This window comes from Azospirillum halopraeferens DSM 3675 (assembly GCF_000429625.1).
GTDB classification, from domain to species: domain Bacteria; phylum Pseudomonadota; class Alphaproteobacteria; order Azospirillales; family Azospirillaceae; genus Azospirillum; species Azospirillum halopraeferens.
Genome location: NZ_KE386931.1, coordinates 1 through 26,920, shown reverse-complemented (window position 1 = coordinate 26,920; position 26,920 = coordinate 1). Strand labels below are relative to the sequence as shown.

Genomic DNA, 26,920 nt, shown 5'->3' with positions numbered 1-26,920 from the left:
TCTCGCTGGAGGAGGTCAACGGCATCGTGCGCGCCGCGCTCCAGCGCGTGCTCGACGAGACCGAGGCCGCCCGCGCGCTGGCCGGACCGCGCAGCCCCGAGGCGGCGCGCGCCGCCGCCGCCGCGGCCCGAGCCGCCCGCCGGCGCGCCGCCGTCGGGTCCCCGCGACGATGCACCGCCGGCTTCGGCGAGCCCGCGCATGAGCGCGCTGCTCGACGGTTTCCTGCGCCATCTGACCGGCAAGGTCCACCCGGAAACCATCGTCGATTACCGGCAGTCGGTCGGCCTGTTCATCGAGCTCGCCGGCGACTGGCCGGTCGACAGCGTGCGCCCGGACCGGGTTCTTGCCTTCCGCGACGGCGTGCGCCGGCTGCCTGCCAAATACGGCCAGTTCCGTGAGTTCAAGGGCAAGCCGCTGCGGGACGCCATCGCCCTTGCGGACAGCATCGACGAGAGCGCCGAGCAGCGCGTCGACGCGCGCATAGCCCGCGGCGAGATCCCCCAGGCCAACCGCATGCATGCCATCCGCGAGGCCCTGGTGCCGCGGCTGTCGATGAAGGCGGCGAACAAGCACCTCACCGCCTTGCGCGCCTTCTTCCAATACGCCCGCGAGGCCGGCCACACCACCGGCGACAACCCCGTCACCAGGGCGTTCTACGCCAAGAGCCTGATCGGCAAGAAGGCCCGCGACGAGCGCGCGGCGTGGGAGCCGGAAGCCGTGCGCGCCGTCCTGCTGTCGCCGGCCTGGACGGGCTGCCGGTCGCTGGCCGAGCGCGCCAAACCCGGCCCGCTGCTCGTCCAGGATGACTTCTACTGGACCTGGCTCGTGCTCACCCATCACCCCTTGCGCCTGAAGGAGGCCTGCCAGTTGATGGTCCGCGACGTCGTCCTGGTGCACGGCATCTGGTGCCTGCGCATCGCCGAGGACGAGAGCGCCGTCCAGCAGCTCAAGACCGACAATGCCGAGCGCCTGGTGCCGGTGCACCGGCTGCTTCCGGAGGCCGGTTTCCTGCAGCATGTCGAACGGTTGCGCCGCGAGGGCGTGCTGGCACTGTTTCCGACCTTCCAGCCCACGCAGGCCAGCCGCTCCAAGCAGTTGACGGAAAGCGTCGCGATCGGGGTCCGCCAGCGTTTCGGCCGGAAGTTCTACAAGAAGATTTCAGCGTATCTGCGCGCCCTCGACCAGCACGAGGACGGCCGGGTCAACCACTCCTTGCGCCACACCATCGATACCATGCTGCACAACGAGGACGTGGCCTCCGTGCGGATCGCCGAACTGCTCGGCCACCAGCGCATGAGCGGCGGCGAAACGACGAGCCGCTACGAGCCGCTATTACAAGGGCGCCACACTTGCCAAGCTGAAGGAGGCGATCGACACCATCGACTACGGGGTCACCGTCGGCGCCGACGGCCGCCTGGCCGCCCGCGCCGAGACAGAGGACAACGGCACGGTGATCCGCTTCGAGCAGCGGCGCTGATCGCGCATCTCCCAACATGTAATTGGATCGCATCACTGGATACGGTCGTAGGGAGAGGGACCCTTAGAACCTATTCCAGTAGGCAGACGAACTCCCGGACGGTGACGGGGCAGACGATGTGGAGCATAGCCTCGTAGGTGATGGCGAGCTTCTCCCAGCGGACCAGGATGCGGCGATAGCGGTTCAGCCAGGAATGCGCACGCTCGACCACCCAACGCCGTGGTTTGGCGGGATGGGCAGACGTGGCGGATCGGTCCCCGCCGCGGCGGCGGATGTGGGCGGTCAGGCCGTAATCGTAGGCGATCTGCCGCGGGCCATCGCAATCGTAGCCCTTATCCAGGCAGAGATGCTGGGGCCGTGCCGCTGTCGGCCTGGGACGCGGCACGACGGTGGCTTCAAGCGTTTGCTCCAGCAGCTTGAAGTCGATCACGTTGGCGCCGGCGACCGCGAGGCCGAGGGGGAGACCGTGGCCATCGGTCAGCAGCGACCGCTTGGTGCCCAGCTTGCCCCGGTCGGTCGGATTGGGGCCAACTTTTTCCCCCGCCCAGCGGCGCCTTGGTCATCGCCCCGTCCACTGACAGCCAACTTCAGTCGATGCCGGTTACGTCCTCGTAGGCCAGCAGGCCCTGGCGCCAGAACTCTTCGAAGACGCGGGCCTCGGCCCACTCACGAAAGCGGCGGTAGGCCGAGGAGGGCGAACAGATGCCGGTCGCTCGCAAGGCTTGCCATTGGCTGCCGGTCCGCAGGATGAAGAAGATGGCGTCCATGGCCGCGCGGTCCGGCACGCGCGGATTATGGCAGCCCAGTGGATGCGGCGGACGCTCGGGCAGCAAGGGCTCCATGCGCTCCCACAACTCATCCGGCAACCACCGGCCGTCGTCCTGGACCAACTTGCCCATGGAAACCTCCGGTCCTGAATGCACCGGAAGTCCAACAGATCAGATCCAGAATGCTCCCTATCGGAATAGGTTCTTAGCGGGAGGGACCGCTCCCGCTTGGTGATTCATCATGCCGCACAAGGCCAACGCCGCTCGCCGTCACCGGCACCGTCACGTTCAGGCTGGATTGCAGCGATCCGGGCCGGCAGAGGGGCGCCATGACGACGCCCCGTGACCGCCCGGTCCCCGGGTTTCCGTGGGCAACCCGCACCGTCCCGAACCGCCAGCTTCAACGACTTGACGGTGCCGCGCGGCCGTCATGCGAGGCACCGCTGCAGGGCGTCCACCAAGGACTGCCCCCGGGCGTTCAGCAGCAGCCCCTCCCCCATGCGGTTCATCGTGTAGCCGAAGCCCAAGCGGTGCGCCGGGTCGGCGAAGCCGAGCGAGCCGCCGGCCCCGACATGGCCGAACGCGGTGGCCGGCAGCACGGCGCTGTCGACGCCGCGCGCGCGGTTGTCCATCGAGCGCATGAACCCGGCGGCGAAGCGCGTCGGGATGCGCAGCGTCGCGTCGTCGTGGGTGGCCGACGTGACCTCCGCCATGGCGGCGACGGTGTCCGGCCGCAGCAGCCCGCCGCCACCGTTGGCCAGCGGCGCGTAGAAGCGCGCAAGGCCGCGGGCGTTGGTGATGCCGTTCGCCGCGCCGATTTCCGCCGCGCGCCCGACACGGCTGTTGAATCCCTTCGGCCGCCAGCCGCCGGTGTTGCGGAAGTAAAGGGCGGACACCGAGTCCGGCTCCTCCGCCACCGCCGCCTCGAAGCGGCTGGCCGGTGCTCCCCGCACCGGGCGGTACGGAATGATCGGCGCGACCCGCCCCTCCGCCGCCTCCGGCAGGCCGATCCAATAGTCGAGGCCAAGTGGCCCGGCGACCTCCTCGGCGAAGACGGTGCCCAGCGAACGGCCTGAGACGCGGCGGACCACCTCCCCGACCAGCCAGCCGAAGGTCAGCCCGTGGTAGCCGGTGCGTGTTCCCGGTGCCCAGAACGGCGCTTCCGCGGCCAGCCGCCCCACCATGACGTCCCAATCGAAGGCCGCGCCGTCCGGCAGCGGCGCGCGCAGGGCCGGCAGGCCGGCGGTGTGGTCCAGCAGCATGCGCACGGTGGTGCCGCCCTTGCCGGCCTGCGCGTACTCCGGCCAGCAGGCGGCCACCGGGCCGTCCAGGTCCACCAGGCCGCGTTCCGCCAGCCGGTGGAGGCACAGCGCCGTCGCCGTCTTGGTGTTGGAGAAGACGATGGACACCGTGTCCTCCTCCCAGGGACGCCCGGTGTCCGGATCGGCCAGCCCGCCCCACAGGTCGAGCACGACCTGCCCGGCCACGGTCACGCACAGCGATGCGCCGACCTCGCCGCGCTCGACGAAGTTGGCGACGAACGCCTCCGCCAATGGCGCGAAGCGGGGCAGGCCGGCGCCGCGCACCACCCCGCCGGGGACCGGCGTCTCGAAGGACCGCACGGCGCTCACCGGCGCTCCGGCGCGCGCGCCGAGTACCCCAGGAGGTAGCGGACGGTCGGGGAGAGCCGCCGCGCCGTCGCCTCGTCCAGGGTGGCGACGAAGTCGGTGAAGCCCCGCAGCCAGGAGCGATTGTAGTTGCACAGGATCGCTCGCCGCGGCCGGTCGGTTTCGTTGGGGCCGGAGCGATGCCACGTGTTCGACAGCCAGATCGCCACCGAGCCGGCCGGGGCCGTCAGCACGCGCTCGTCGTCGCGCTGGCCCTCGGACCACGGCGGCGCCTTGCGGAAGCGATGGCTGCCGGGGACCACCCGCGTGGCGCCGTTGTGCGCGGTGAAGTCGTCGAGCAGCCAGACGTTCTGGACCATCAGCGGGAACTCGGGCAACGGCTCCGGGATCTGGCCGAGCGGCGCGTCGACGTGCCAGGCTCCGCCGCCGGTGCCCGGGCCGATGCTGGTCGCCTGGAAGTCGTGAAGGTTGCAGTCGGCGCCGAGCACCCGCCGCACCAGGTCCAGCACCACCGGGTTCTCGATCAGCGACGCCATCTCCGGCGCCTTGTTGACGAGCTGCCAGACGCGCTGCGAGCGGTCCTGGTCGAACAGGGTCGGCAAGTGGATGAAGGTCTTCGGCACCTTGCCGTAGGGCACCGGCCAGGGCGTGTCGGCGTTGCGGGCGCGGTCGTGGCGCATGCGGGCCAGCAGGCGCTGCGCCTCCGCCTCGCTCACCGTGTAGTGCGTCCGGTAGTAGTCGGCCACCTCGGCATCCTCGGGCCGCTCCTCGCCGTCCTCCGGGCAGTAGGGGTGCACGCGCTCGTGCACCATCAGCGCGTCCACCGTGCGGCGGTAGCGCTCCAGCTCGTCCGGCGGCAGCACGTTCTCAATGACGGCGTAGCCCTCCTCCTCCAACTGGCGTTGGACCGCGTCCAGGTCGATGGACGGCACCGCAAGCGGCATGGCGTTTCCTTCCACTGTTGTTATTGGTCCACTGTTCTCATTGCCCGAGATAGGCGGCCTTGAGGCCGTCGTTGGCGAGCAGCTCGGCGCTGGTGCCGTTCAGCACGACGCGCCCCTGCTCGATGACGTAGCCGCGCGCCGACAGTTTGAGCGAGCGGCGAACGTCCTGCTCGACGAGCAGGATTGTGACGCCCTCGGCGTTGATGTCCGGGATGCGCGCGAAGATCTCCTTGACGACGACCGGCGCCAGGCCGATCGACGGCTCGTCCAGCAGCAACAGCCGCGGCGCCGTCATCAGCGCCCGGCCGATGGCCAGCATCTGCTGCTCGCCGCCGCTGAAGGAGCGGGCCAACTGCCGCCGCCGCTCGCGCAGCCGTGGGAACATGCCGTAGACCCAGTCGAGCAGGCGCCGGCTGCGCGCCGGATCGCGCAGGATGTCGCCGCCGACCAGAAGGTTCTCCTCCACCGACATGTGCGGGAACAGCCGCCGCCCCTCCATCACCTGCGCCATCCCCCGGCGGGCCACCGCGTGCGGCGGCAGGCCGGACAGGCGCTCGCCGCGGAAGCGGACCTCGCCGGCCGTGGCCGGCAGCGTTCCCATGATGGTCCGGATCAGCGTCGTCTTGCCGGCGCCGTTGGCGCCGACGATGCTGACGATCTCGCCCTCCTCGACCGAGAGCGCGACGCGGTGCAGCACGCGCACGTCGCCGTAGCCGGAACTGACGTGGTCGATCTCCAGCATGTCAGTCCTCGTCCTCCCCCAGATAGGCGGCGATCACGTCCGGGTCGGCGGCCACCGTGGCCGGGTCGGAGTCGCAGATCTTGCGGCCGTGGTGGATCACCACCACACGGTCGCACAGGCGCATCACCGCGTGCATGTTGTGCTCCACCAGCAGCACGGTCGTGCCGCCGCGGCGCACCGTGCGGATCAGGTCCATCATTTCGGCGGTCTCGACCGGCGTCAGGCCGGCCATCACCTCGTCGAGCAGCAGCAGCCGCGGCTCCGTCGCCAGCGCCTTCGCCACCTCCAGCCGCTTGCGCCCGGCCAGCGTCAACGTGCGCGCCGGCTGCTCCAGCCGGTCGGCCATGCCGAAGCGTTCCAGCACCGCCACCGCCCGGTCGTGGGCGCGGGGCCGGTCGGGGTGGCGCAGGAAGGCGCCGACCATCACGTTGTCCAGCATGCTCATCTCGCCGAACGGGCGCACGATCTGGAAGGTGCGCGCCAGCCCCAGGCGGCAGATCTCCGGCGGCGGGCGCCCGTCGATGCGGCGCCCGGCGAACCACACCTCGCCGCGCGTGGTCGGCTGGAAGCCGGAGGCCATGGCGAACAGCGTCGTCTTGCCCGCACCATTGGGCCCGATCAGGCCGACGATCTCGCCCTCGCCGACGTGGAACGACACCTCCTCGATGGCGCGCAGACCCCCGAAGTGCTTGGCGACGCCGCGGTATTCGAGCAGCTCCATCACGCCACCTCCACGCCGGCGCGCGGCGCCGCACGACACCCGGTCGCGCGCCGGGCCAGCGCGATCAGGCCGCGCGGCTCGAACCGGATCACCACCATCAGCAGCAGGCCGTAGAGCATCATCGCCGCCCCCGGCGCGCCGCCGGTGACGAAGCGCGCCACCTCCTCGGCCGGCAGAAGCAGCAGCGCCCCCAGCGCCGGCCCCCACAGCGTACCGCGGCCGCCGATGATGCAGATGACGGCGATCTGCACGCTGAGGTGCCCGCCGAACACCTTGTCGGGGCTGATGAACAGCACGTACTGCGCGTAGAAGGTGCCGCCCACCGCGGTCAGCGCGGCGCTCAGCACCGCCGCCTGCAGCTTGCACCGGCGGGCGTTCACGCCGAGCGCCAGCGCCGCCTCCTCGTCGTTGCGGATGGCCGTGAGGTAGTAGCCGAAGCGCGAGCGCAAGACGGCGTAATTGGCGAACAGCGCCACCGCGACGAGCGCCACGACCACCGCGTAGTAGAACTCCTTGCGGGTGTGCTGGAAGTACCAGGGCGCGTCGTGCAGCAGCCGCACCTCCATGCCGCGCGGGCCGCCGAGAAGCTCGTGCGAGTTCTCCACGATCACCCGCAGGATGACCGCGGCGGCCAGCGTCGCCAGCGCGAAGTAGGCGCCGCGCAACCGGAAACACGGCAAACCGATCAGCGCCGCCGCGGCGCTCGCCAGCACCGCGCCCGCCAGCATGCCCAGCCACGGACTGAGCCCGTAGGTGAGGAACAGGTAGGTGGAGGTGTAGCCGCCGATGCCGAAATACGCCGCGTGCCCGAGCGAGAGCTGCCCGGCGATCCCCCCGATGATGTTCCAGGAGAGCGCAAGGTAGGCGTACAGCAGCGTGAGGATGACGACCGAGAGCGTGTAGGGGTTGTCGAACACCAGCGGCAGCACCGCCAGCACGGCGGCGGCGGCGCACCCGATGAGCCGGTCCTGCCGCATGCTCACGCCTCCTCCAGCCCGAACAGGCCGGCGGGGCGGAAGTACAGCACGCCGAGAAAGATGGCGAAGATCATGGCCTCGGAGTAGGTGACCGGCATGAACTGGGCTCCCATGGACTCGATGATCCCCACCAGGATGCCGCCCCAGAACGCCCCGCCCACGGAGCCGATGCCGCCCAGCACGACGACGACGAAGGCGCGGATGCCGTAGGAGTCGCCGATAAAGGGGTCGACCGGGACGATGGTCAGCAGCAGGCTGCCCGCCACGCCGAGCACGGCCAGGCCGAGGGCGAAGGAGACCTGGTAGACGGCGGCGCTGTCGATGCCGAGCACGCTCGCCGCCTCGCGGTCCTGCCCGGTGGCCCGGATCATCCGCCCGATGCGCGTGCCGCGCAGGAAGGTGACGAGCAGCAGCGTCACCGCGCTGGCAACGATGAAGCCGGCCACCTGCGGGTAGGTGAAGATGAGGTCGCCCACCATCACCACCTCGTTCGGCCAGTCGCCCGGCGGGCTCTGGAAGTCCGGCCCGGCCAGGACGAGGAACAGGTTGTCCAGGAAGATCCACAGGCCCGTCGTGAAGATCAGCACCCCGATCGGCTCGCGCGTGGCCTCCTTGCGGTAGATGGGCTCGATCAGCCAGCGCTGGGTGACGTGCCCGACGACGTAGAGCGCGGCCATCACCAGCGGGATCACCGCCAGCGGGTGCAGCCCGAGGTGCCGGCATCCCCACAGCGCCAGGTACATGGCGATCATCAGGAAGGAGCCGTGCGCGAAGTTGATGATCTTCATCACGCCGAACTGCAGGCTGAGCCCGAGCGCGATGAGGCCGTAGATGGCGCCGCTGGCGATACCGTTCAGCAGGGCCTGGGTGATGGTGCTGGACATCGGCCACCGTGTGGCAGGGGAACGGGACGTGCGGGAAGGCGGGGGCGCCCGCCGGCGCCCCCGGAGCGCCTCTACTTGCGCTCGCTCCAGGCCGGGACCGGCCAGGTCATCTCGAAGCCGGCCGGCGTGAGCTGCGGCGGCCACACGGTGTAGTACTTGCCGTCGACGATCTGCTGCACGACGAAGCGCTTCAGCGTGTTCTGGTTCTTCTCGTCGAAGGCGATGTCGTAGCCGAGCAGCTTGGTGACGTCGTTGCCCTTCATGACGGTCTGCGCCAGCGCGTCGCGGATCGCCTGCGGCTCGGCCTTGCCGGCCCGCTCCAGCGCGTCCTTGAGGATCCAGACGTCGGCGTAGGCGGTGACGCCCAGCTCCGTCGGCTCCGTCTTGTGCTCGGCGACGTAGTCATCCCAGAAGCGCTTGGCGAAGGGCGTGGTGACCGCGGACTCGTAGCCGGCCCAGCCGTTGGTGGTGAAGGTGTAATCGGTGCCCTTGACCCCGACGGTCGGGACGAAGGTGCGGTCGACGTGGCCGGCGGCGCTGCCGACCACCGCCATCGCGTCAACCTGCATCTGGCTGATCAGCTTCTGGAGCTGGATGGCGTCGCCGGTGTAGGAGGTGACCGAGATGACGTCGGGCTTGGCCCCCTTCAGCTTGAGCACCAGCGGCCGCAGGTTGGGCGAGTTCGGCGCGTAGGATTCGTCCAGCACCACCTCGATCCCCAGCTCCTTGAAGCGGGTGCGCATGGTCTTGGCGAGATCCTGGCCCCAGTCGGTGTTCTCGTAGATGACGGCGGCGGTCTTCGGCTTGCGGCCGGACTTCTCGCCCGCCCACACCACGAAGTCGACCGAGCTGTCGGCGTTGCCGGAGGACGGGATCTGCGTCGGGCGGAACACATACTTGAAGCCGCGCTCGGTGATGTCGGCCTTGGCGGCGAGGTCGACCAGCCACGGAACCTGGTACTTCTCGGCGACGGCGGTGGCCGGGAAGGTGACGTTGCTCTGGAAGGCGCCGATGATGACCGGCACCTTCTCCACGGTGATCAGGCGCTCGGCCTCGGTGATGCCCACCTTGGGGTCGCCGCGGGTGTCCACCTCGACGAGCTGGAGCTGCGCTCCGCCCATCGACCGGATGCCGCCGGCGGCGTTGATGTGCTTCACCGCGAGGTGCGTCGCCTTGCTCATCTCCTGGCCGATGGACGCCGCCGCCGTGCCGGACAGCGGGATCAGATAGCCCACCCGCACCGGATCGGCGGCGAGGGCGCCGGCCGCGGCCCAGCCGGCCACCGCGAGCGCCGACAGGGCAGTGATCGCGGTCCTCCACGCACGCTGGTTCTTCATCGTCTCTCTCCCACCTTGGTTCTTGTTCCTTCCGGCCGGAGCCGTCGTCAGTCCGCGCGCACGCTCTCCCCGTCCTCCGGGATCGGGACGAGCAGTCGGCGCGCCAGCTTGCCCACGCTGGTCTTCGGCAGGGCGTCGGTGAGCGCGATGGCGCGCGGAACCTTGTAGCGGACGAGCCCCCGGCGGCAGTGCTCGACCAGCTCGGCCGGGCGGACGGCCATGCCGTCGCGCGGCACCACATAGGCGTGGACGACCTGGCCGTAGTAGCCGTCGGGCGCCCCGAAGACCGCCGCGTCCTGGACGGCGGGGTGCTCGAACAGCACCTCCTCCACCTCGCGCGGGTAGACCTTGTAGCCGCCGACGTTGATGGTCTCCTTCTTGCGGCCGGTGATGAACAGGTAGCCGTCGCCGTCGAGGTGGCCGATGTCGCCGGTGTAGAGCCAGCCGTCGCGCAACGCCTCGGCGTCGGCGTCCGGGCGGTTCCGGTATCCGGCCATGACGTGCGGCCCGCGCACGCGGATCTCCCCGGTCTCGCCGCGGCCCAGGCGGCGCGTTCCATCATCGGCGTCGACGATCTGCATCTCGCTGCATGGCACCGCCGGCCCGACCGATCCCACCTTGCGCGCGCCGTGCACGGGGTTGTAGCTCAGCACCGGCCCGGCCTCGGTCATGCCGTAGCCCTCCAGGATGGTGCCGCCGGTCGCCTCCTCCCAGCCGCGCAGCGTCGCTTCGGGCAGGGGCGCCGAGCCGGAGTAGCAGTAGCGCAGGCTGGCGAGGTCGGTGGCGCCCAGGCGGTCGTGCGCCAGCAGGCCGCGGAAGATGGTGGGGCCGGCCGACATCAGCGTGACGCGATGGCGGGCGATGGCCTCGATCACCCGGTCGGGCCGGTAGCGCGGCAGCACCACGAGGTGCGACGCGGCGTAGCACGCCAGGTGCAGGCACATGGACACCGCCGACACGTGGAACAGCGGCATCGAGCACAGCGCCACCTCGCCGCCCCGCTCGGTCGGCAGCACCGCCTCGCGTTGGGCGAGGTTCACCGCGAGCTGGCGGTGCAGAATGTTGACGCCCTTTGAGCGGCCGGTGGTGCCGCCCGTGTACTGCAGGGTGGCGAGATCGTCGTGGCCGGGCAGCTCCGCCGGCAGGCGGGCGGAGCCGGCCGCGTGTTCCATCGCCAGCGCCGTGCCGCTGCTGCCCGCGCAGACCACCGCCGCGACGCCGAGGGCCGCGCAAAACCCGTGCACGTCGGCGGCCACGCCGGCGTCGTAGACGACCAGCCGCGGCCGGGCGTCCTCCAGCATGGCGCCGATCTCCCGCGCCGTGTAGGACGGGTTGAGCGGCACCACCTGCGCCCCGGCGGCGTGCGCCGCGTAGGTGGCGACGACCAGATCCAGCGAGTTGCCCATCACCAGCGCAATGCGCTCGCCCGCGCCGACCACGTCCCGCCATTGCAACGCCAGGCCGGCGACGGCGCGCAGAAGCGCGGCGTAGGTGAGCGTCGTGTCGCCGAAGGTCACGGCGGGGGACTGGGCGTGGCTGTCCGCCGCCTCGGCCAGCATGTGGACGACCGAGGCCGGAACCCGCGGCAGCGTCCCGCTGTCGGCCACCGCCGCCTCAGGCATCGGCGCCGGCCGAGCGCTTGCGGTCGCTCGCCTCCCACACCATGGCGCGGGCGCGCTCGCGGCCCAGCCGCTCGATCGGGTCGCGGTTGTCGATGTGGCCGTACTGGCCCTTGTAGACGGAGTAGCCGCACAGCTCCTGCAGGCGCCGGGGAAACCGCATGGCCGTCTCCTGCGGGATACCGAGCAGCAGGTTCTCCTGCTGGCGCACCCAGCCGGCGCAGTAGTAGCAGGACAGCGCGAAGCGCCGCCGGTCGGTGCGGTTGGCGCCGCCGGCGTGCCAGAGCTGGCTGTCGAAGATCATCACGCTGCCGGCCGGCATCTCGGCGGCGATGGTGTCGTACGTCCCGCCGTACGCGGGCGGCGCGTCGAACCGGTGGCTGCCCGGCACGATGCGGGTGGCGCCGTTCTCCTCGGTGAAGTCGGTGAGCGCCCACAGTGCGTTGATGGCGATCGGCACGTGCGGGCGCGGCAGCGGAATCTGCTGGGTGTCCTCGTGCATGGGTTGCGCCTCCTGCCCCGGCGCCAGCGTGATGGCGGACAGCGAGGACAGCAGGAGCTCCCGGTCGAGGACCGCCTCGGCGACGGGCAGGACATGGTCGTGCAGCGGCGCCGGCCAGAACGCCTCGTCGCGCGCCAGCAGGTTGTAGATGCGGACGGTGCGCCGCCCCTCGAAGCTCGTCCTGGCGAAACCGATCCCCTGCTCGCGCTCGACGCGTTCCAGGGCGTCGACCAGGGCACGGCGGGTCGCCTCGTCGACCGCACCCTCGACGATGGTGTAGCCGTCGCGCGCGATCCGCTCGCGATGCTCCGCTATCCGCTGCTCGTTGAGCATGTCCCCTCCGCACCGTCAGCCGCTGGCCTGGCAGGGAGTGTAGCAGCGCTCCGGACAGCGGATTGTGCGTGCCGTCCATCATCTTTGTGTGCCGCGTCCGGAACGTCGTTTCCGGCGTGCCACCGGATTGCTGTTGCCCGGGTGTGCCCGCCCGTGATCGAATGCGACGAAATGCCGCAACAGATGGCAGTGGGAGGTTGCATGCGCTCCACGTGGACGACGGAGGATGTGCGCGAGCACGAGCAGTTCGCCTACTGGCGTGACGCCATCTGCGACGCGTTCGTGCCGCTGCAGCCCGAAGGCGACTGCGGGCGCTTCCGCGGGCGTATCGACAGTCTGGCCTTGCGCGCGATGCACGCGTCCGTCGTCGAGGCCGATGCCCACCCCGTCCACCTGACCCGCCAGGGCATCCACCGGCAGAGCGAGGTCTCGTTCTTCGCCAATCTGGTGCTGGAAGGCGAGGTGATGGTCGAACAGTTCGGCGAGGCGACGCGGGTGCGCTCCGGCGACATCTATCTGCTCGACACGGCGTCCGCCTTCACCGTCACCTTCGGCTCCCGTTTCCGAATCTTCTGCGTGACCCTGCCCGAGCACCTCCTGCGCCACCGCATGGGGGCGCTGGGGCGCCCGGCCACGTCGGTCCTGCGCGGCGACGCCGGCAGCGGCCGGATCGCGTCCCTCTACATGCAGGCGCTCGAGTCGATCAGCCCGCTGGAATTGGCCGACATCCAGGACATGGCGGCCGACCAGCTCTCGACGTTGATCGCCCGCGCGGTGAGCCGCAGCCCCGACGATCCGGGCGGACCGCGCCGCAACGGCCACCGCACCGCCCTGCAGCGCATCCTCTCCCACATCGACGCGCACCTGGCCGACGAGGACCTGTCGGTGGAGACGGCCAGCCGCGCGCTGTGCATGTCGCGCAGCTACCTCTACCAGGTCCTCGGCGAAGCCGGGCACACCTTCGCGGGATACGTGCGTGATCGCCGGCTCGACGAATGCCGGCGCAGCCTGCAGATGAACCCGCAGGCCTCGATCACGGAGATCGCCGTGCGTTGGGGCTTTCCCGACCAGTCGTCGTTCAGCCGCATGTTCAAGGCGCGCTTCGGCAAGACGCCGCGGGCGGCGCGCGGATGATGAGGTCGGCGGGGATCTGTTGCAAATCCCTCGCCCGCGTGGCCTCGCCGCACCACCCTGTCCGGAGTTGGGTACCCCGTCAGAACCGGTAGGTGAAGAGTTTGCGGCGCTCGTAGACCGCGGCGGCCTCCTCCACGAAGGCGGCGATCCGGTCGGCGCCGTAATCGCGGCGCAGGCGGGTGGCGGCATCGAGCAGAGTCTGCTTGTCCTTGGCGCGGCCGGGCCGCAGCAGCTCGTAGGTCTCCAGGATCACGTCCTGTGGCACGCCGACCAGCTCGGCGGCGCGCTCGAAGTTGCGCGCCAGGGTCTCGCGGCCGGCGGCGCGGGCAATCGCCGCCTGCATCGTCAGGGCCTGCGGGGTGATGGCGAGGTCGGCGAGGCCGACCGCGCCAGCGGCAATGGCGTCGAGCGTGAGGGAGTCGAGCGGCTTGCCCGTGGCAGTCCTCACCAAGTCGGGACGCTTCTCCGACAGCGGATAGTCACCGGTTCCCAGGGCCTGCGGCGGGACAGGGTCGGTCATGGCACGGTAGCTCCCTCAAGGAAGGTGACCGCCACCTGCTCGGGGCTGGCGCCGTCCTCCACCAACCCGGTCTCGATGGCGTAGATGAGGGCGACCTGGGCGTGGTAGCGCGCCCCCATGGCCTCGCCCCGCTGCGGCACGACCACGGGTTCCGGCCACTCGCCCAGCGCCAGAGCCGCGGCGTTCTCGCCCAGGCGGCGGTAGTGGGCCAGCGTGGTGATCGGGGCGTTGGAGAAGAGCTCCAGGTTGTTGTGCGGCAGCCGGTCGTGGCCGTGGATCACCGCGGTGCCCTTGGCCTGGATGCCGATGCCGATCCCCGATCCCGACAGCCGCGCCGCCGCCAAGCCCAGGAAGGAGGTGTCGGCGGTGTGCCGCAGGCGCACCACCCGCGCCGCCAGCCCACGGGCGGCAATGCCGTCGATCAGGTTGCGCAGCACGTCCGACAGGACGTGGCCGGCCAGCGTCTCGTAGAGCCGCGTGCCGAAGGCGGGACTGATGCCGATGACCACCTCGCGCGGGTCGGTGCCGCGCGCCGCCGGGCCCATGGTGCGGTAGGCGATTCGCCCGGCCTCGCGCCGGCTCTGGCGGGCGGCGGCGCGCAGCACCGCGTCGCGGTCGAGAACGTCGCGGATGGCGTGGATCTCGGCCCGCCGCTGCGCCGACAGGCGGTAGCCGGTGCCCGGGCCGCGATAATCGTTGGGATCGTTGACGGCGCTGACGACGCGGCCGCCGCGCACCACTGCCGCGGTCTGCAGATAGTCTCCCGAGACCCGGAGCTTCAGCAGGGACAGCAGGTTGTCCGCCTCCTCGCGGAAGCCGCGCGCCGTCATGGCGTTCAGCACGTCGATGACGGTGATGCTGCGCCGCTGGATGGCGTCGCTCAGCACCGCCACCTCGCCGGGGCGGTAGCTGTCGGTCTCGTCGGAGCCGGAGGCGAAGACGACGCTGTCGAGCCGGGCCGGATCGGCCGAGCCGAGGCCGAGCGCCTCCAGCACGCCCGCCAGCACCTCCACCGCCCGCCGGCGGACCGCCAGAACGGCCGGCTCGTCACGCGGCGTCAGGCCGCCGTCCGCCTCGAAGTCGCGCTGCAGGACCAGGTAGTCCTCCATCTCCTCACCGTTGAACAGCGACGGGTTGAAGGAGTTGTCGTACTTCAGGATCGACCCGAAGCCGGAGCAGATGAGGTCCGAGCCGGCGATCAGGTAGGGCAGGATCTTGGCACCGATGCGGATCTCCGATTCCGACGTGCGCGCGTCGTTGCCGGAGGCGCACTCCAGGTCGAGCCAGACCGCCAGAAGATTCTCCGCCATCAACTCCCGCACGCCGCCGGGAATGGTGGAGGCGAGCGGAGCCCCGTCGATGCCGCCGTTCTGAGTGCCCTGCACCCCCATGGCACGCTGCAGGCACAGGCAGCGGGCCTCCAGGTAGAGGAGCGACTTGCTCTCGTGATAGCCCATCAGCAGCTCCGACCCGGCGCCCGACGTGCACCGCATCTTGATCCCGCGCGAGGCGTAGGCGGCGGCCAGGAAGGCCTTGGACCACGGCGTGTCGTCGCCGTCGACGAAGGTCCGCTCCGTGCCGTAGACCGAGACGGTCTCGGCGTAGGAGGTGAAGCCGGCCATGGCGATGCGCAGCTCCTCCGCCTCCTCCGAGGAGCACTGGAACAGGGTGCCCGACCGACCGACCGCCGCCCCGACGCAGCAGGCGAGCGCGTTGGACCAGGCGTTGCGCGACACCCGCATGGTCGTCTCGATCTCGTCGAAGCCGAAGGCGACGGCGGTCGCCGCGTCGGCCGCAAGCTGCAACGGGTCGTCCTTGGCGTTGGTGACGTGGGCCTGGTTGCCGGGCGTGGCGCGCGCCCGCATCTTGGCGTAGGCGAAGGTGATCTCGGCCGCGTTCAGCCGCGCCACCACGTCGGCGAGCTTGGCCGGCGTCATGCCGCGGGCCAGCCGCACCAGCTCGGCCCGCGGCACGTTGACGTCCACCAGCATACGCGCCACCGTCTGCGACGGCAGGGCCATGGCCTCCGGCGCCACCTCGGGGTCGAGGTGATGGGTGGCGATGAACGTGTCGATCATGTCGAACTCGGCCGCCGACACGCCGTCCATCACGGCGACGGCGCCGCCTTCCAGCGTCAGCCCCGGCTCGGGGTCACGCAGGCCGGCAACCGCGGCGAAGCCGTTCGCCGCGTCCTCCACGGCGAAGCGGTCGAGGCGCAGCGGCCGCTCGTCCCATTCGGCGAAGCGGCGCCAGCGGTTTGGCGTGGGCATGGCAGGCTACCCCTCGATGCGGCGGCCGCCGGTGGCCGCCCGGATGTCCGGGACGCGCGCGCCGGTCAGGCCGGGACCACGTCCATCTCCTCCAGCGCCATCAGCGATTCCGGCAGGACCTGCCCACCGTCGATCACGATGGCCTGGCCCGTGATGTAGGCGGCCTCGTCGCTGGCGAAGAAGAGCGCGGCGTTGGCGATGTCGTCGACCGTGCCCAGCCGCTTCATGGGGATCGAGGCCTCCATCTTGGCGATGTAATCGCCGCCGATGCCGTCCAGTCCCTCGGTCTTGATGTTGCCGGGCTGGACCGCGTTGATGGTGATGCCGTAAGGCGCCAGCTCGATGGCGGCGGTGCGCACGAAGCCGAGCTGGCCGGCCTTGCTGGCGCCGTAGTGCGACCAGCCGGGATAGCCGGTGATCGGCCCGGTGATCGAGGACGTGACGACGATGCGGCCGCGCCGCTTCGCCTTCATGGCCGGCAGGCAGGCGGAGACCGACAGGAAGGTGCCCTTCAGGTTGGTGCCCATGACCAGGTCGAAGTCGGCCTCGGTCATGGCGCCCAGCTTCGCCGCCGGGAAGATTCCGGCGTTGGCGCACAGGATGTCGATGCCGCCCAGCGCCTGCTCCGCCACCGCCGCCATGGCCTCGCAGTCCTCCGGCCGCGACACATCGGCGGCGAAGGCCTCGGCGGTGCCGCCGGCCCCGCGGATATCGGCGGCCACGGCCTCGGCCTCGGCGAGGTGGCGCGACACCGCGAGCACCTTGCAGCCGACGGCCCCGAAGCGCCGGGCGATGCCCCGGCCGATGCCCTTGCTGGCGCCGGTGACGATGACGGAACGGCCTGCGAGTGAGGTGAACATGGGCATTTCTCCTGGCTGGCGGGAACCGGACGGGGGCAGGTGGAGCGGTGGTCAGGAATGGGTCGTCAGCAGCCGCTCGGCCATGGCGAGCGCGCCGCGCGTGTAGTCGACGCCCATCTCCTGCGCCAGCGGCACCTCGGAATGGGAGGCGAGCCAAGCGACCAGCAGGAAGCGGCGCATGGCGACGAAGACGGGAAGCTCGCGCGCCTCCTCGTCCGACAGAGGGGCGACCGAACGGTAGCCGTCCACCCAGGCGACCATGAGGTCGTCGACGATGGGCTCGTGCTCGAAGAAGCTGACGGCGCTGGCAAAGTCGTAGAGGTACCAGCTCACCCCGCAGTCGTCGAAGTCGATGACGCGCATGGTCGCGCCGTCGACCAGCAGGTTGGCCAGCCGCAGGTCCGCGTGGACCAGCCCGAAGCGGTCGCTCTCCGTGCCGAAGCGGGCGAGGCGGCGGGCGATCAGGGCGATGGCCCGCTCCATCAGGGCGGTGCCTTCGGCGTCGAGGCCCAGGCCGGCGCGCCACGGCCCCCACAACGGCCGTTCCCCGAACATGGCCTCGCAATCCCAGGTCTTGCGGCGGAACCCCGGCGGCAGAGGCCAGGAGCGGGCGTGGATGTGCATGCGCGCGGTCAGCGCGCCCAGCGTGCGGAACCACGGCACCAGATCGGCGTTCGGCTCCGGCTCGCGTCCCGGCACGTACTCGAACGCCACGGCGTGACGGGCCGGCCACCCGGCCGGGGATTCGATGCGCTGCAGCAGTTCGCCGTCGCGGCCGGGCACCAGCGCCGGGGTGTCGATCACCCGCTCCGCCTGCAGGGCGCGGATCCACGCCAGCTCCGACCGGATCTCGTCCGGCGTGTGGTAACCGCGGCGATGGACCCGCAGCACCAGGTTGCGGCCGTCGTCGGGGTCGCTCAGGAGGTAGGTCGCATTTTCCGACACGTTGAGAAGCCGGACGTCGCTGCGCGGCGACAGAGACCAGACGGGAAGCGCGGCGCGGACCGCCGCCTCAAGGTCCGTCAGGACCTCCGGAGCATACTCGCCAGCCATGGCCTTCCGCTCTCCCTCCTCGGTTCGGCGGCTTTCCGTCGTGGCGTGCACCACTGTGGTCCACTGTTGGTTATGCCGCTTTCTTTGTGTGAGGTTCATCATGATGCAGCGGTTTGGTGTTGTAAACCCTCCAATCCGGCGTGTAGCATCCAACATTGTTGAGGCGAGTCCCACACAATGCGCGATCGGGCCGGGCATCGCCGGCCGGGACGGACAGGGAGGCGCGGCGGGGCTCGGGGCCCATCCAGCAGGTGAAGGAGACGACGGATGACGCAGTTTTCCCGACGTGCGGTCCTGCAGTTGATCGGCGCCGGCGCCGTGGCGCTGGGCGGCCCAACGGCCCTATCCCGCGCCGCCCTGGCGGCGCGCCCGAAGGAGCTGAACATCCTGTGCTGGGAGGGCTACAACTCCGCGCAGGTGCTCGATCCCTTCCGCAAGAGCCGCAGCGCCACCGTCCGGGCGGAGTCGCTGACCAACGACCCGACGATGATCAACCGCCTGCGCGCCGGCGAGACCAACACCTGGGACCTGATCAACGTCAACAACCCCTGGGCGCGCAAGGTCATGCTCCCGGAGAAGCTGATCAAGCCGCTGCCGCGCGCCGAGTTCGAGCCCTTCTTCGAGACCATGCTGCCGTCGTTCAAACCCCCATACCGCTGGGCGCTCAGCGACGACGGCAAGGAGCTGCTGGGCATGGCGCAGCGCTTCGGACCCTACAGCTTCGTGGTCAACACCGACAAAATCAGCCGCGCCACCGCCGAGGACACCGGCTGGGACCTGTTCAACGACCCCAAGCTCGCGGGCCGCTACGGCATCCTGGAATCCGACGACTGGAACGTCTTCGGCATCTTCGTCATCGCCGGCATCGACCCGTTCAAGCAGCACACCGCCGAAGAGATGGCCGCCTTCGAGCAGACGGCCAAGCGCGTCTTCGCCGGGGCCAGGATGATCGGCGATATCGCCACCATGAACCAGGCGCTGATCTCCGGCGAGATCGACCTGCACCTGACGGGCGGCACCTACTCGATCTCGCCGGCGCGCGCCGACGGCTTCGTCAACCTGCGGGGCATCACGCCGAACAAGGGCCCGATGGGCGGCAAGGGCGGCATCGCCTGGATCGAGATCACCTCGATGGTGAACAACCCGGACCTCTCGCCGCTGGCCGCCGACTTCCTGAAATACGTGCAGGCGCCCGACATCGCCCACACCGTCGCCTTCGCCGAGGGCACCTTCAACCCGGTGACGCAGATGGGCAACCCGGCCTGCTTCAACCTCTTCACCAAGGAGCAGCTCGACGCCATCCAGTGGGACAGCCTGGAGGAGGAGATGGCGCGCTCGGTCGAGTACGACATCGTGCCCGACTACGACCGCGCGCTCGACCTGATGAACGCGGCAAAGCGCAGCCGCGGCTGAACGGACGCCCCACACCGAACGCGGGACCGGCCGGGGCGGCGCGAACCGCCCCGGAACCGGCCGCCATGACCGGAACAGGATCGCTGGGCGATGAGGGATTCAGTGGTGATGCACGAGGACCGACCGGACACCGCGCCGGGCGCCGGCCCCGTTCTCGAGCTGGCCGGCGTGCGCAAGACCTTCGACGGCTTCGTCGCCGTGGAGCGCATCGACCTGCAGGTGGCGGAGGGGGAGTTCTTTACCATCGTCGGCCCGTCCGGGTCGGGCAAGACCACCCTGCTGCGCATGCTGGCGGGGATGGAGCACCCGACCGAGGGCGACATCATCGTGCGCGGGCGCAGCGTGCGCCACCTGCCGCCCAACAAGCGGCCGACGTGCCTTGTCTTCCAGTCGCTGGCCCTGTTCCCGCACCGCACGGTCGGCGAGAACATCGAGTTCCCACTGAAGATGCGCAAGGTGCCGCCCGCCGATCGCAGGGTCCGCGCGCTGGAGCTGATGCGCATGGTCCGGCTGCCGGAAGGCTACTATGCCAAGAACGTCACCAAATGCTCCGGCGGCGAGCGTCAGCGCGTGGCGCTCGCCCGCGCCCTCGCCTACGACCCCGAGATCCTGCTGTTCGACGAGCCGCTGTCGGCCATCGACTACAAGCTGCGCAAGACCCTGGAGAAGGAGCTGAAGGACCTCCACAAGGAGACCGGCAAGACCTTCATCTACATCACCCACAGCCTGGAAGAGGCGATGGTGATGTCCGACCGCATCGGGGTGATGCGCGGCGGCCGGCTGGTGCAGGTCGGGACGCCGGAGGACATCTACACCCGGCCCACCGATCGCTTCGTCTGCGAGTTCATGGGCGAGGTCAATGTGCTGCCGGTGGTGGCGGCGGACGGAGCCTACGTCTGCGCCGGTCTGACCGGGCGGTTCACGCCGCCGCCGGGCGGGCCGCAGCCGCCCAAGGGCTTCATCGTGGTGCGGCCGGAGTTCCTCCACTTCGTCGAGGACGACGACACGACGACCGAGAACGTCATCGTCGGTACCATCTACAACGAATACTCCCTGGGCTCGCGCATGCAGTACCAGGTGCGCGTCGGCGACAAGACCTTCATCGTCGAGCAGTCGCGGCGCCACGCCTGTTCGGGCGCGCCGGACCGGCCGGTGCGCATCGGCTGGCACGCCCGCGACGCCATCTTCGTGGCGGAGTGACGGCCATGGCCACCGACATGCTCGAGGCCCCCGCCCCGTCCGAAACCGCGCCGCGGCCGGCGCCGGGTTCCCGCGCGCTGGCCTTCCTGTCGGCCGGCGCGCGTTGCGCGCTGCCGGTCTACCTGCTGCTGGCGGTCGGCTTCGCCGCGCCGCTGGTGGCGGTGGTCGCCTTCTCCTTCGCCACGCCGCGCTCGTTCGACGTGTTCGCGACCTTCACGCTGGAGAATTACGCCACCATCTTCGACCCCGCCAACACGGTGTGGCTGTCGTTCGCCTGGTCGCTCGGCTTCGCCGCCTTCACGGTGGCGCTGCTGGCGGTGGTCGCATACCCCATCGCCTACGGCATCGTCCACCTGTTCGGCCGCTGGTCGGGGCTGGTCGGCATCCTCTTCGTCTTCCCGCTGTTCATCTCCGAGAACGTCCGCCTGTTCGGCTGGGTGTTGTTTTTCATCCGCAACGGCGTCCTCGACGGCAGCCTCAAGGCGCTGGGTACGGATGGCGGGCCGGACGTGCTGTTCACGCCGGGCATGATCCTGTTCGGCATGGTCTACACCTATCTGCCCTTCATGCTGTTCCCCACCGTGCTCGGCCTGTCGCTGGTGCCGCGCGACGTGGTCGACGCCGCCCTCGACATGGGGGCGACGCGCCTGCAGGCCTGGCGCGAGGTGGAGTTGCCGCTGGCCATGCCCGGCCTGCTCATCGGCATGCTGCTGACCTTCGTTCTCGCCGCCGGTGCGGTGGCGGAGGCCAAGGTGCTGGGCGGCCAGTCGGTGATCGTCATCACCCACGACATCGAGATCGCCTTCACCTACTCGCAGAACTGGCCGCTCGGCTCGGCGCTGGCGGTGCTGCTGATGCTGATCATCGGCGGCCTCACGCTGGCCGCGCTGTCGCGGCTCGACCTCGACCGCATTCTGGGTCGCAAATGAGGGAGGCGCCGTGATGAACCCGCAAGAGCAGCGCCTGCGGCGTGCCCGCCTCATGACCGCCGCGTGGACCGGCTTCGTGCTGCTGGTGATCTACCTTCCGGTGCTGTGCAGCGCGCTGGCGTCGCTGGGCAAGGGCCGCTACTTCCTGTTCCCCATCCGCGGCTGGTCGGTCGACTGGTGGGCGCGCACGCTCGATTCGATCGAGATCGGCATGCTGCTGCGCACCTCCCTGGCGCTGGCGGCGGCGGTGACGGTGGTGGCGGTGGCCGCCGGCTTCTTCGGCGCGCTGGCCTTTGCCCGCTACGACTGGTCGGGGCGGCGCCTCTACCAGAAGATCGTGCTGCTGCCGATCTTCTTTCCCCAGCCGGTGCTGGGGCTGGCGCTGCTGCTGTGGTTCAACGCCGTCGGAATGGAGATGTCCTGGCGGACCGCCATCGTCGCCCACCTCGTGTGGATCGTGCCGGTGGTGACTCTGGTGATCGCCATCAAGGTCTACGGCTTCGACCCCGCGCTGGAGGAGGCCGCCTTCGACCTCGGCGCCTCGCGCCTGCAGGTGCTGCGCGAGGTGACCCTGCCGATCCTGTGGCCGGGCATCTGGTCGGGCGCGCTGTTCGCCTTCCTGCTGTCCTGGGGAAACTTTCCGCTGTCGCTCTACACCACGGGCGCGGACTCCACCGTGCCCGAATGGCTCTACGCCAAGATGATCGCCGGCTACACGCCGATGGTCCCCACGCTGGGCACGATGAGCACCATCGCTGCCGCGTCGGCGCTCGGGATCGGCGCGCTGGCGGCGATGCTGATGAAGCGGCGCCGCGCCGCCTGAGGAGACGTCCATGCACGATTACGGCTTTTTCTCCTACGGATCCAAGCAGGAGATGATCGAGAAGTCGATCGCCTATTGGAATCCCGACAAGACCCGGTTCTGGCAGCAACTCGGGGTCGACCTGGTGATCGACCGGCGCGAAGGGTACTTCCTCTACGACATGGACGGTGCCCGGCTGATCGACGTCCATCTGAACGGCGGTACGTACAACCTGGGTCACCGTCATCCGGAGCTGGTGGCGACGCTGAAGCAGGCGCTCGACCACTTCGACATGGGCAACCACCACTTCCCGTCGCTCGCCCGCACCGCCTTTGCCGAACGGCTCGCCCGGACGGTGCCGTGGGCGCGCTGCTACACCCTGTTCGCGGCGGCCGGCGGGGAGGCGGTCGATCTCGCGCTGAAGACCGCCCGCGCCGCGACCGGCCGGCGCAAGATCGTCAGCATCGTCAAGGGTTACCACGGCCACACCGGGCTGGCCGTGTGCACCGGCGACGAGCGCTTCTCGCGGCGCTTCCTGTCGGAGCGGCCGGCGGAATTCGTCCAGGTGCCCTTCAACGACCTGGAGGCCATGGAGGCGGCGCTCGCCGGCGACGACGCCGCGGCGGTGATCCTGGAGACCATCCCGGCGACCTACGGCTTCCCCCTGCCCGCCGAGGGCTACCTGCAGGGGGTCAAGGCGCTGTGCGAGGCGCACGGCACCCTCTACATCGCCGACGAGGTGCAGACCGGCTTGATGCGCTGCGGCACGCTGTGGGGCTACGAGGGCTACGGGATCGTGCCGGACTTGGTGGTGTCCGCCAAAGGGATCGGCGGTGGCCTCTACCCCATTGCGGTGGTGATGGTGCGCGGCGAGGCGGCCGGCTGGCTGGAGGAGGACGGCTTCGCCCACATGTCGACGGCGGGCGGCGCCGAACTCGGCTGCATCGTCGGCATGGCCGTGCTGGAAATGACGCAGCGCCCCGATGTGGTTGCCAACGTCCACGCCGCCACGCGCCACTTCAGCGATGGGCTGGCCGACATCCGCTCCCGCCATGGCGATTTCTTCGCCGGTGTGCGCCAGCGCGGCCTCGTCATGGGGCTGGAGTTCGCCCATCCCGAAGGGGCGAAGTTCGTCTCGCGCGCGCTCTACGAGAATGGCGTGTGGGCCATCTTCTCCACCCTTGACCCGCAGGTGCTGCAGTTCAAGCCGGGCATCCTAATCGAGCCAGCCCTGCGCAACGAGGTGCTGGAGCGGCTCGAGGCGGCGTTGCCGCGGGCCCGGCAGCTCGCCGCGGAGGCCAAACGGGCGGCGTGACCGCCGCCGCCCGGGCCGGCCCGCGGGCACTAGCGCGGCAGGTAGCCGAGCAACTCGTCGGCGCTCATGACGTGGCCGTAGATCATGTTGATGATCTCCAGCTCCTTTAGGTGCAGCTCGTGGGAGCCCGCCGCACAGCCGTCCTCGACCACGATGACGTCGAAGCTCTCGTCCGCGAGGCTGCGCACGGTCGAGGACACGCACTGGTCCGTGAAGATGCCGCAGCAGACCACGTGCGTGATGCCGATGTTGGACAGGAGGAGGCGCAGGTTGGTGCCGGTCAGCGCACTGTCCGTGGTCTTAGTCACCACGATCTCGTCGTCCCGCGGCGCGATGGCGGCGACGATGCGCGAGGGCTCGGTGTCCTCGGGCAGCAGAAGGTTGTTCCAGCCCGGCTTCTTCTGGCTCAGCGAGCGGTCGCGGCCGTCTCGGGTGCGGCAGGCGATGCGGGCGTGCACCACCTCCAGCCCGGCGGCGCGGAACGCCGCCTGGAGGCGGGCGACGGTGGGAATGACGACATCGCGCATGCGTTCGTGGAAGGGCGTCCATGCGTGCCAGCGTTCCAGGGCCGCCCCCGACAGGCTGGCTGGATCCTCACGCTGCAGGTAGACGTTCTGCACGTCGATGCACAGCAGTGCCACCCCGCCCCGGGTCAGGACGGGGTCCTCGGGTTCGGGAGCGCCCTGGTAGTAGAAGGAGCGATGCGCGGTCTTCCATCTCTGCATGCCATCCTCGCAACGGCTTGGAAATGTGGTAAGAGGCTCGCCCGGGGGCGTGAACATGAAGAATGTGCAATGAATCTTGTGGAACATGCAACGGCCGGCGCCGACCTTCCGCGGCGCAAAGAGACTGAACCATGACGGACATGACGGACACACCCAGGCAGCGGCTGCGCAAGGACCGGCGGCAGGAGCGCATCGTCGCGGAGCTGCGGGCGCAACCGACGCTGCGAGTGTCGGAACTGGCGACCGACCTCGGTGTCTCGACCGAGACCATCCGCCGCGACTTGGACGAGCTGGAGTCGCGCGGCCTCATCAACCGCACCTACGGCGGTGCCGTGCGCCCCTTCGGCCTGGAGCCGACGATCGCCGAGCGCCACCGCATGATGGTGGCCGAGCGCGAGGCCATCGCGACCGAGGCGGCGCGCTATGTCAACCATTCCGACGTTCTGATGATCGGCGGCGGCGCCACGACCGTCCACATCGGGCGGCGGCTGGCGGCCGAGAAGCGCGATCTGACCATCATCACCAATGCCTTCGGCGTGGCGACGGTGCTGGCCGTCAACCCGACCTTCACGATCTTCATGTGCCCCGGCCGCTACAACGCCCACGAGGGGCTGATGGCCGGGGCGGCGACGGTGGAGTACCTGGCCGGGTTCTACGCCAACCATGCCATCCTCGGCGCGACGGGCATGACGCCGGAGGGTCCGAACGAGGCCGATGCGGACGCCGCGGCGGTCTACCGCGCCATGATGGGCCGCTCGGCCGAGACCATGATCGTGGCCGACCACACGAAGTTCGACCAAGTGTCGCTGGCCCTCTATTTCACCTGGGCCGACGTCACCCGGCTGGTCACCGACCGGGTCCCGACGGGGCCCTTGCGCCGGTCGCTCGACCGCGCGCGCGTTCACTTGGCGGTCAACGGGCCCGAGCCGCCCTGAGCGGGGCCGGCCCGGCGGCCGCCGTCGGCGGAAGGGGGAAGGCGATGATCCTGAAGGACAGAATCGCGGTGGTGACCGGGGCCGGGTCGGGCATCGGGCGCGCCGGGGCGGAGATCATGGCGCGCGAGGGCGCGGTGGTGGTCGTGGCGGACCGCGACGAGGCGGCCGGCCAGTCGACCGCCGAACGCATCCGCGCCGCCGGTGGGCGCGCCGAGCCCTTGCGCGTCGACGTGTCGGTCGATGCCGACCTGGAACGCATGGTCGCTTTCTCCGTCGACACTCTCGGGCGAATCGACATCCTGCACAACCACGCCGGCATCCAGGTCGGTGGCACGCTGGAGGAGGTGGGCCCGGAGGACATGGATGCGTCCTACCGCCTCAACACCCGCGCCCATTTCCTGGCGTGCAAGCTGGCGGTGCCGCATATGAAGGCGCAGGGCGGTGGCGTCATCCTCAACACCGCGTCCAACTCCGGCGTGTTCCTCGACCACGGCATGCTGGCCTACATCACGTCCAAGGCCGCCACCATCATGATGACCAAGCAGATGGCGCTCGACTACGCCCGCCACAACATCCGGGTGAACGCACTGTGCCCCGGCTTCGTCGACACGCCCTTCAACGAGCCCTACGCACGCCAGATGGGCGGCCGCGCCGCGCTGGAGCGCTACGTGCGCGAGACCATTCCGCTCGGGCGCTGGGCGACGGTGGAGGAGATCGCCGAATCCATCCTGTATCTCGTCTCCGACCGCTCCGCCTACATGACCGGCCACGCCTTGGTCGTCGACGGCGGCGAGTGCATCGCGTGATGGTTCCGTCAGATGTCGTGCCGCGCCCGGGCCGGCGCCGCAAGGGACCCCAAAGGGCGAACGCCGCGCCCTACGCGACGGCGAGCAGGCCGCGCTGGTGGCAAGATGGACCGAAACCTGCCGGAACTGCCGACAAGGCCGACGCCGAACGTGAACTGTCGACGATCCTGGAGGCGGAGATCGCGGACGAGTCGGTGGTCGCGTTGCACCCCGCTGCTGTCGAGACCTACCGCCGAAAGATCGAAACCCTGCACAAGGGGTGGTCCGACGACGGCGAGGCGCGCCGAGAAGCCATGAACGCCATGCGGGCACTCATCGCGCGCATTGAGATCACGCCCGGCGAACGCCGTGGTGAAACCCACGTCAGGAATCTGGGGTAGATCGAGGAGCTGCTCGGCCTCACACAGCCAAAGCTGGATGAGGCCTGCAGCACGGTCGCCAGGACTGCATCGATGGCAGCAACGGCAGGACTTGAACCTGCGGCCTTAGTTATGCGCCCACCGCCCATTTGCTCCTTTAGGACTGGCCCGAGAGAAATGTTCCTCTCCCAAAGTCGCCACTTTCTTCCGCCAGTGAACAATGCCAATCTGGTGCTCCACGCACGGCGAGCCGCCGCGGACGCCTCCTCGTTGGGAGACGGATTCTCATATACTCAGGGGGTAGGCTCCCCGTCCTGGCCCCCAACCAACTCTCTTTCCAATATTCCTTCCAATCATCACGCCGGTCCCGGCGAACGGCACCGGACGTGCAGCCGCTCGCCGCCGCGATCGTACGGATCGCCGCCCGTTGCGAGGTGTGCTCGTACACCATCCGAATCGCGCGCTCACGGACGCCGAAGGCGACTCCGGGAAATGTTGGCTTCCGTTATCGTGAACTCAGCTTCAGAGGGCGCGGGGCATCCGGCCAATCCGGCGCGGTTCATCCGGCCCGCTGGGCCGCGTCCCCCGAGGTGGTGTACGAGCTGTGGGTAAGCGGCCCGCCGCAGCGCCCCCCAGAGCTGGCGTAGGCGGGCCGCTTATCCACAGTG

Annotated in this window: 24 protein-coding genes and 1 pseudogene; 10 read left to right on the top strand and 15 right to left on the bottom strand. The window is 69.9% G+C overall.

Annotated elements, in window-relative coordinates; translation table 11 throughout:
• Positions 1 to 198 precede the first annotated feature (198 nt).
• Positions 199 to 1,614 (top strand): tyrosine-type recombinase/integrase, encoded by a 1,416-nt coding sequence (locus G472_RS0130040; RefSeq protein ID WP_029011358.1) that lies wholly within the window; start codon positions 199 to 201, stop codon positions 1,612 to 1,614.
• On the opposite strand, the pseudogene G472_RS38505 reads toward G472_RS0130040, so the two are convergent.
• From G472_RS38505 to G472_RS0129990, 10 genes and pseudogenes are all read right to left on the bottom strand, one after another.
• A pseudogene (locus G472_RS38505) lies at positions 1,548 to 2,376 on the bottom strand (IS5 family transposase). The gene G472_RS0130040 and the pseudogene G472_RS38505 sit on opposite strands and share 67 nt — an antisense overlap.
• Before the next feature lie 296 nt (positions 2,377 to 2,672).
• Positions 2,673 to 3,875, bottom strand: coding sequence for a serine hydrolase domain-containing protein (locus G472_RS0130030; protein WP_211100280.1), 1,203 nt, complete (start codon positions 3,873 to 3,875; stop codon positions 2,673 to 2,675).
• Positions 3,872 to 4,816 carry a phytanoyl-CoA dioxygenase family protein gene (locus G472_RS0130025; protein ID WP_029011355.1) on the bottom strand — a complete coding sequence of 315 codons (945 nt, stop codon included), beginning with the start codon at positions 4,814 to 4,816 and terminating at the stop codon, positions 3,872 to 3,874. Before G472_RS0130025 ends, G472_RS0130030 begins: the two co-directional genes overlap by 4 nt.
• Before the next feature lie 37 nt (positions 4,817 to 4,853).
• Entirely contained in the window at positions 4,854 to 5,558 is a 705-nt protein-coding gene (locus G472_RS0130020) for an ABC transporter ATP-binding protein (protein WP_029011354.1), read from the bottom strand.
• A 1-nt stretch (position 5,559) separates the two neighbouring features.
• Positions 5,560 to 6,279, bottom strand: coding sequence for an ABC transporter ATP-binding protein (locus tag G472_RS0130015; RefSeq protein ID WP_029011353.1), 720 nt, complete (start codon positions 6,277 to 6,279; stop codon positions 5,560 to 5,562).
• Positions 6,279 to 7,256 carry a branched-chain amino acid ABC transporter permease gene (locus tag G472_RS36525; protein WP_051341634.1) on the bottom strand — a complete coding sequence of 326 codons (978 nt, stop codon included), beginning with the start codon at positions 7,254 to 7,256 and terminating at the stop codon, positions 6,279 to 6,281. Before G472_RS36525 ends, G472_RS0130015 begins: the two co-directional genes overlap by 1 nt.
• 2 nt (positions 7,257 to 7,258) lie before the next feature.
• Positions 7,259 to 8,140 carry a branched-chain amino acid ABC transporter permease gene (locus G472_RS0130005; RefSeq protein ID WP_029011352.1) on the bottom strand — a complete coding sequence of 294 codons (882 nt, stop codon included), beginning with the start codon at positions 8,138 to 8,140 and terminating at the stop codon, positions 7,259 to 7,261.
• A 71-nt stretch (positions 8,141 to 8,211) separates the two neighbouring features.
• Positions 8,212 to 9,477 carry an ABC transporter substrate-binding protein gene (locus G472_RS0130000; protein ID WP_035694276.1) on the bottom strand — a complete coding sequence of 422 codons (1,266 nt, stop codon included), beginning with the start codon at positions 9,475 to 9,477 and terminating at the stop codon, positions 8,212 to 8,214.
• A 47-nt stretch (positions 9,478 to 9,524) separates the two neighbouring features.
• Positions 9,525 to 11,084, bottom strand: a complete 1,560-nt coding sequence (locus G472_RS36520; RefSeq protein WP_169732873.1) for an AMP-binding protein — start codon at positions 11,082 to 11,084, stop codon at positions 9,525 to 9,527.
• A gap of 7 nt (positions 11,085 to 11,091) precedes the next feature.
• Positions 11,092 to 11,931: a phytanoyl-CoA dioxygenase family protein gene (locus tag G472_RS0129990; protein ID WP_029011350.1), complete on the bottom strand. Its 840-nt coding sequence runs from the start codon at positions 11,929 to 11,931 to the stop codon at positions 11,092 to 11,094.
• A gap of 201 nt (positions 11,932 to 12,132) precedes the next feature.
• Here G472_RS0129990 and G472_RS38500 point away from each other — a divergent pair, with 201 nt between their 5' ends.
• Complete coding sequence (locus tag G472_RS38500; protein ID WP_029011349.1) at positions 12,133 to 13,065, top strand: helix-turn-helix domain-containing protein; 933 nt, start codon at positions 12,133 to 12,135, stop codon at positions 13,063 to 13,065.
• 79 nt (positions 13,066 to 13,144) lie between these two features.
• Here G472_RS38500 and G472_RS0129980 read toward each other — a convergent pair whose 3' ends face one another.
• The 4 genes from G472_RS0129980 to G472_RS0129965 form a co-directional block, all read right to left on the bottom strand.
• Entirely contained in the window at positions 13,145 to 13,585 is a 441-nt protein-coding gene (locus G472_RS0129980) for a diol dehydratase small subunit (RefSeq protein ID WP_051341629.1), read from the bottom strand.
• Positions 13,582 to 15,855, bottom strand: a complete 2,274-nt coding sequence (locus G472_RS0129975; protein ID WP_029011347.1) for a propanediol/glycerol family dehydratase large subunit — start codon at positions 15,853 to 15,855, stop codon at positions 13,582 to 13,584. The genes G472_RS0129980 and G472_RS0129975 overlap by 4 nt, the downstream gene beginning before the upstream one ends.
• 65 nt (positions 15,856 to 15,920) lie before the next feature.
• Positions 15,921 to 16,715, bottom strand: a complete 795-nt coding sequence (fabG, locus tag G472_RS0129970) for a 3-oxoacyl-ACP reductase FabG (protein WP_029011346.1) — start codon at positions 16,713 to 16,715, stop codon at positions 15,921 to 15,923.
• Positions 16,716 to 16,766: 51 nt separating this feature from the next.
• The gene (locus tag G472_RS0129965; RefSeq protein ID WP_029011345.1) at positions 16,767 to 17,768 is read right to left on the bottom strand and encodes a phosphotransferase enzyme family protein; all 1,002 of its coding nucleotides are present in this window, start codon (positions 17,766 to 17,768) and stop codon (positions 16,767 to 16,769) included.
• A 267-nt stretch (positions 17,769 to 18,035) separates the two neighbouring features.
• Here G472_RS0129965 and G472_RS0129960 point away from each other — a divergent pair, with 267 nt between their 5' ends.
• The 5 genes from G472_RS0129960 (at position 18,036) to G472_RS0129940 (ending at position 23,427) form a co-directional block, all read left to right on the top strand.
• Positions 18,036 to 19,181, top strand: a complete 1,146-nt coding sequence (locus G472_RS0129960) for an ABC transporter substrate-binding protein (RefSeq protein ID WP_029011344.1) — start codon at positions 18,036 to 18,038, stop codon at positions 19,179 to 19,181.
• 108 nt (positions 19,182 to 19,289) lie between these two features.
• A complete protein-coding gene (locus tag G472_RS36515) occupies positions 19,290 to 20,381 on the top strand; it encodes an ABC transporter ATP-binding protein (protein ID WP_051341627.1) in 1,092 nt (363 codons plus the stop codon).
• Between the two features lie 5 nt (positions 20,382 to 20,386).
• Positions 20,387 to 21,310 (top strand): ABC transporter permease, encoded by a 924-nt coding sequence (locus G472_RS0129950; protein ID WP_245593629.1) that lies wholly within the window; start codon positions 20,387 to 20,389, stop codon positions 21,308 to 21,310.
• A 13-nt stretch (positions 21,311 to 21,323) separates the two neighbouring features.
• A complete protein-coding gene (locus G472_RS0129945) occupies positions 21,324 to 22,133 on the top strand; it encodes an ABC transporter permease (protein WP_051341625.1) in 810 nt (269 codons plus the stop codon).
• A gap of 10 nt (positions 22,134 to 22,143) precedes the next feature.
• Positions 22,144 to 23,427: a class-III pyridoxal-phosphate-dependent aminotransferase gene (locus tag G472_RS0129940; RefSeq protein ID WP_029011341.1), complete on the top strand. Its 1,284-nt coding sequence runs from the start codon at positions 22,144 to 22,146 to the stop codon at positions 23,425 to 23,427.
• A gap of 29 nt (positions 23,428 to 23,456) precedes the next feature.
• On the opposite strand, the gene G472_RS0129935 is transcribed toward G472_RS0129940, so the two are convergent.
• Complete coding sequence (locus G472_RS0129935) at positions 23,457 to 24,152, bottom strand: cysteine hydrolase family protein (RefSeq protein ID WP_029011340.1); 696 nt, start codon at positions 24,150 to 24,152, stop codon at positions 23,457 to 23,459.
• 131 nt (positions 24,153 to 24,283) lie between these two features.
• On the opposite strand from G472_RS0129935, the gene G472_RS0129930 reads away from it, so the two are divergent.
• Genes G472_RS0129930 through G472_RS0129920 form a run of 3 tightly spaced genes read left to right on the top strand, consistent with a single transcriptional unit; the run spans position 24,284 to position 26,273 of the window.
• A complete protein-coding gene (locus tag G472_RS0129930) occupies positions 24,284 to 25,087 on the top strand; it encodes a DeoR/GlpR family DNA-binding transcription regulator (protein ID WP_035694273.1) in 804 nt (267 codons plus the stop codon).
• Between the two features lie 44 nt (positions 25,088 to 25,131).
• Positions 25,132 to 25,893 (top strand): SDR family NAD(P)-dependent oxidoreductase, encoded by a 762-nt coding sequence (locus G472_RS0129925; protein ID WP_029011338.1) that lies wholly within the window; start codon positions 25,132 to 25,134, stop codon positions 25,891 to 25,893.
• Positions 25,890 to 26,273 carry a hypothetical protein gene (locus G472_RS0129920; protein ID WP_156927313.1) on the top strand — a complete coding sequence of 128 codons (384 nt, stop codon included), beginning with the start codon at positions 25,890 to 25,892 and terminating at the stop codon, positions 26,271 to 26,273. Before G472_RS0129925 ends, G472_RS0129920 begins: the two co-directional genes overlap by 4 nt.
• Positions 26,274 to 26,920 lie beyond the last annotated feature (647 nt).